The 4151-nt window shown below is 72.5% G+C and carries 4 protein-coding genes; 3 read left to right on the top strand and 1 reads right to left on the bottom strand.

The window, feature by feature from the left end; all coding sequences use genetic code 11:
• The 3 genes from LOY02_RS02990 to LOY02_RS02980 form a co-directional block, all read left to right on the top strand.
• On the top strand, positions 1-645 hold a 645-nt coding region (locus LOY02_RS02990), incomplete at its 5' end, for a TetR/AcrR family transcriptional regulator (RefSeq protein ID WP_317180843.1).
• Positions 646-654: 9 nt separating this feature from the next.
• Complete coding sequence (locus LOY02_RS02985; protein WP_317180842.1) at positions 655-2220, top strand: glycerol-3-phosphate dehydrogenase/oxidase; 1566 nt, start codon at positions 655-657, stop codon at positions 2218-2220.
• Between the two features lie 202 nt (positions 2221-2422).
• Positions 2423-3568, top strand: a complete 1146-nt coding sequence (locus tag LOY02_RS02980) for a GNAT family N-acetyltransferase (RefSeq protein ID WP_317180841.1) — start codon at positions 2423-2425, stop codon at positions 3566-3568.
• Here the strand turns inward: LOY02_RS02980 and LOY02_RS02975 are convergent.
• The gene (locus LOY02_RS02975; RefSeq protein ID WP_317180840.1) at positions 3565-3864 is read right to left on the bottom strand and encodes a WhiB family transcriptional regulator; all 300 of its coding nucleotides are present in this window, start codon (positions 3862-3864) and stop codon (positions 3565-3567) included. The genes LOY02_RS02980 and LOY02_RS02975 overlap by 4 nt on opposite strands.
• Positions 3865-4151: the final 287 nt, after the last annotated feature.

The raw sequence follows: 4151 nt of genomic DNA, 5'->3' as shown, positions 1-4151 counted from the left end.
ACCAGCGGTGACACCAGCGGTGACACGAGCAGTGACTCCAGCAGTGACTCCAGCAGTGACTCCAGCACGGACGAGGCCCTGCTCGCCGCGGTGCGCGACGAGGTGCTCGCCTACGGAGTGCGACGCGCGACGGCGACGTCGATCGCTCAGCGCGCCGGTGTCTCGCGGGTCACGGTCTATCGCCGCGGTGGCGGCATCAAGCAGCTCCTGCTCGACGCACTCGTCGGCGAGTTCCGCAGTGCCGTCGAGGAGGTCACTGCGCGAGTCGTCACCCACGAGGCGCCTCGCGACGGCCGCGCCCTCGTGACGGCCGTGGCCGTCGGCATGGTCCGCACGCTGAGCCAGGCCCCGCTCGTCGCAGCCCTGCTCGAGCACGACCCCGAGATGCTGCTGCCCTACATCGTCGACCGGCACGGGCGCAGCCAGCGGCTCATGCTCGATTCGATGTCCGCCACGATCGCCGGGGGCATCGCGGACGGCTCGATCCGCCGGGCCGACCCCGAGCTGCTGGCCGTCGTCCTGCTCCACGCCCTGACGCCGTTCGTGGTGGGCACGCGGGTCGTCACGGCGGAGCACGACCTCACCGAGGTGCTGGCCGAGGTGCGACACCTCGTCGACGGCTACCTCGCCCCGCCCACGACCTGAGGAGGCCGCATGACCGCGTCGACAACCGGGTGCCCAACCGGGTCGATCACTGCGCGGACCCGGGAGCGCGCCCTGGACCGGCTGGCGAACCGGACCTATGACGTCATCGTCGTCGGGGGTGGCATCACCGGCGCCGGGGTCGCCCTGGACGCGGCGGCCAGGGGGTTCCGCACCGCCCTCGTCGAGCGCCACGACCTCGCCGCAGGGACGAGCCGCTGGAGCTCCAAGCTGGTCCACGGCGGACTGCGCTACCTCGCGAAAGGCGATGTGGCGATCGCCTGGGAGTCGGCGCGCGAGCGCCACGCCCTCATGACCACCATCGCTCCGCACCTCACCCGGGCGATGCCGAACCTCGTGCCCCTCGGCGCCTCCACCCCGGCCCTCTCCGGCGTCATGCTCGAGGCCGCGATCCGGCTGGCCGATGGCCTGCGGGTGGCGGCCGGAACGCCGCGCAGCCTGCTCCCCCGACCGTCGCGCATCAGCGCCGCCGAGGCCAGGGTGCTCGCGCCGGGCCTGCAGTGGGCCGGGCTGCGCGGAGCGCTTCTCTACTGGGACGGCCAGCTCGAGGACGACGCGCGTCTCGTCACGGCCATCGCGCGAACCGCCGCGGCACACGGTGCCGACATCGTCACGAGGTGCAGCGCATCCGCGCTCAGCGACCGCTCCCTGACCTTGCGCGACGAGCTGAGCGGGGAGTCCTTCGAGGCCCGGGGCCACGTCGTCAGCGCCACGGGGGTGTGGGCGGGTGAGCACGAGCCGTCCGTTCGCATCCTGCCGAGCCGCGGTTCCCACCTCGTCGTCCGTGCCGAGGCGGTCGGCTCGCCGAAGGCGATCTTCACCGCGCCGGTGCGGGGCCGACGTGGCCGGTTCGTCTTCGCCGTGCCGCAGCCGGACGGGCTCGTCATCGTCGGCCTCACGGACGAGCCGGCTCCCGGTGTCGACGGGCTCGCACCCGAGGTGCCCGAGGTCGACACCCGCTTCCTGCTCGACACGGTCAACCAGGCCCTGGCGCGGCCCCTGTCGAGCCAGGACGTCGTGGGCCGCTACGCCGGGCTTCGCCCGCTCGTCGAGGACGGGGCAGGTGCCAGCGCCGACGTGTCCCGTCGGCACCTTCTCGTCGACGAACCCGGTCACCCGGTGACGATCACCGGGGGCAAGCTGACGACGTATCGCCAGATGGCCGAGGACGCTGTCGATGCCGTATGCCGCCGGGCCGGCTCCTCGGTCGCGTGCCGGACCCGCTCCCTCCCCCTCACCGGCGCTGCTCCGCGGGATGTCCTCGCCAGGGCAGCGGCGCCGGCCCGACTCGTCCGTCGCTACGGCACCGAGGCGCCCGTCGTGGCCGCTCTTGCCGCGGAGCATCCCGACCTCGCCGTGCCAGTGAGCGACTCGTGCCCCACCCTCGGCACGGAGTTCCTCTTCGGCGTGCTCCACGAGGGCGCGCTGACGGTCGAGGACCTCGTCGAGCGGCGCACCCGCGTCTCCTTCGACGAGGCCGCCCTCCCAGCCGGGCGTGCCCTCGCGCAGCTGGCGCTGGACCGCGCAGCCGAGTTCGCCGCACACACGCCCACCTGACGAATCCACCCCGGTCGAATGGCCCCGAACGCCGCCCACCCCGGTCGAGTGGCCCCGAACGCCCGCGCCGGTGGACTACCACGAGTCCGGGCCCTGAGCGCTGGGCCCTCGCCTCGGGCCGAGTCGCGGTCGTCCGACGGGCCACCCCACCCGCACGGTTATCCACTCGCGCGAGGCGTCGGGCCGCTGGCATGGTGACGGCATGTCCAGCCCGACGACCTTGACCCCGACCCTGACCGACGGCACCATCACGCTGCGCCGCCACACCCTCGCCGATGTCGACGGGATCGTCGAGCAGGCCACTGACGAGATGTCGCAGCGTTGGACGATGGTCCCCCGCGGCTACACGAGGCAGGACGCCGTCGGCTTCGTCGAGCAGATCGCCAGTGAGTGGGCCGACCCGAGGGGGAAGCGCTTCTGGGCCATCGAGGTCACCGGCGTGGACGGCAGGCCACGCTTCGGCGGAACCGTCGACCTCCGCCCCGGTGAGGCCTGGGACCACGCCTCCATCGGCTTCGGCCTGCACCCCGCGGCGAGGGGTCAGGGCGCGATGTCGCGCGCGGTGCGGCTCGTTGCCACGCATGCCTTCGAGCAGGGTCCGTGGGGTCGGCCGTTGAACCGCATCCACTGGCGGGCCATTGCCGGGAACTGGGGCTCACGCCGCGTGGCCTGGGCGACCGGGTTCACGTTCCACGGCACCCTGCCCGGCACGCACCCCAATGTCCGTGATCCGCAGGGACCGAGCCTCGATTCGTGGCATGCCAGCCTCGCCGCGGGGGAGGCCATGCACCCCCGGCTCCCGTGGTTCGAGGCGCCGCTTCTCGAGGACGGCGCGATCCGTCTGCGGGCCTGGCGCGAGTCCGACGTCGCAGCCCTCGAGGAGCGCAACGACCCCACGCACTGGTTTCCGCCGCAGGCGCTCCTCAGCGCCGACACGTTCGACGCCTGGCTCGCCCGTCGGCACGAGCTCATGGCCAGCGGTTCCGCGATCGAGTGGGCCATCGCCGACGGCGCGACCGACCGCGCGCTCGGTCACATGACGGTCTTCGTCCGCGGGGGGACGCTCACGGGAGACGTCGCGGAGGTCGGCTACCAGCTCGTGCCGAGTGCTCGCGGCCGGGGAGCGGCGAAGGCCGCCTGCCGCCTCGCGATCGCCTACGCCTTCGCGACGAAGCAGGACGGCGGTCTCGGCCTGCGCCGACTCACCGCCGGGACGGCAGCCGACAACGCGGCGAGCAATGCGGTGCTCCGCGCCGTCGGCTTCACCGAGGTGGGCCGGGAGCACGCGACCGACGAGCTGCCCGACGGGACCTTCGGCGACGGGCTGATCTGGGAGCTGCTCCGCTAGGCTGCCGCGTCCTTCCGGGGCCGGCCGCGACCACGCTTGCGCGCGACGATGGTGCCGTCGACGATGAGCTGCCCGCCCCACACCCCCCAGGGCTCGCTCCTCTCGAGCGCGCCGGCGAGGCACTCGGCCTGCAGCGGGCACGTCCCGCAGAGTGCTTTGGCGAGCTCGACCGGCTCGGGCCGCTCGGCGAACCAGAGCTGCGGGTCGTACTCCCGGCACGGGATGGTCCCGCCCGAGCTCGAGCGCCATCGCGGTTCCGGCGGCCTGGTCAGCTGGGGTCCCTGTGTGGAGGTCATGGGCCCATCCTCAAAATTGAAGCGAACATGAAGTCAAGCGCGGGCGGCAGAACACCACCCATCTCTACGACGAAGCAGAGCGGCCGATTGCGACATCGGGCGCCGCCCAACTGCCACGCGTGACGTCAAACGCTCTTCTCAAACATCCCTGTACAACTTCTCAGAGTAGGAACTCATACAGCGATGTTCAACATAATTTTGTGAGCCCAGGCAGCCACAGCGGGCGTATGCCGCTGAGCCGGCTCAGCGGCATACGCTCGGCGTGTCGTCCTCCCGCACCCGCGTGC

Origin of the sequence: Intrasporangium sp. (genome assembly GCF_032907665.1) — a bacterium.
Taxonomy (GTDB): domain Bacteria; phylum Actinomycetota; class Actinomycetes; order Actinomycetales; family Dermatophilaceae; genus Intrasporangium.
Note: the sequence above shows the minus strand (reverse complement) of the source record. Positions and strands in the feature narration are given on the sequence as shown.